The organism is Scandinavium sp. UTDF21-P1B, assembly GCF_040750395.1.
Lineage (GTDB): Bacteria > Pseudomonadota > Gammaproteobacteria > Enterobacterales > Enterobacteriaceae > Scandinavium.
Window position 1 is genome coordinate 1 of sequence record NZ_JBFLVD010000053.1, and the last position, 965, is coordinate 965.

Sequence of the window (965 nt, forward strand, 5' to 3'; positions counted from 1 at the left end):
TCCATCGCGATTGGGTGGATCAGGGTAACAACCATTTTGATGTTGTCGCCTGGCATTACCATCTCTACGCCTTCTGGCAGTTCGATGGTACCGGTCACGTCAGTTGTACGGAAGTAGAACTGTGGACGGTAGCCTTTGAAGAACGGAGTATGACGGCCGCCTTCGTCTTTGGACAGAATGTACACTTCAGATTCGAACTTGGTGTGTGGCTTGATGGAGCCTGGCTTCGCCAGTACCTGACCACGTTCGATTTCTTCACGTTTGATACCACGCAGCAGAACACCTACGTTCTCACCAGCACGGCCTTCGTCCAGCAGTTTGCGGAACATTTCAACGCCAGTACAGGTGGTTTTCGCGGTTTCTTTGATACCAACGATTTCAACTTCTTCACCCACTTTAACGATACCGCGCTCTACACGACCGGTAACAACGGTACCACGGCCGGAGATGGAGAATACGTCTTCGATAGGCAGCAGGAACGGCTTGTCAATTGCACGCTCTGGTTCTGGGATGTAAGAATCCAGGAAGCCAGCCAGTTCGATGATTTTCGCTTCCCACTCTGCTTCGCCTTCCAGCGCTTTCAGCGCAGAACCACGAACGATTGGAGTGTCGTCGCCTGGGAAATCGTACTGAGACAGCAGCTCACGTACTTCCATTTCTACCAGTTCCAGCAGCTCTTCGTCATCAACCATGTCGCATTTGTTCAGGAACACGATGATGTAAGGAACGCCAACCTGACGACCCAGCAGGATGTGCTCACGGGTCTGAGGCATAGGGCCGTCAGTCGCAGCAACAACCAGGATTGCGCCATCCATCTGAGCAGCACCGGTGATCATGTTTTTAACATAGTCGGCGTGGCCCGGGCAGTCTACGTGTGCGTAGTGGCGAGTCGGGGTGTCATATTCAACGTGGGAAGTGTTGATGGTGATACCACGAGCTTTTTCTTCTGGTGCGTTATCGATCTG

The 965-nt window shown here is 52.4% G+C and carries 1 protein-coding gene; it reads right to left on the reverse strand.

Going from position 1 to position 965, the window contains the following annotated elements; translation table 11 throughout:
• Window positions 1-965: elongation factor Tu (tuf, locus tag AB1287_RS22340; protein WP_435619145.1), on the reverse strand; the 965-nt coding region annotated here is incomplete at both ends.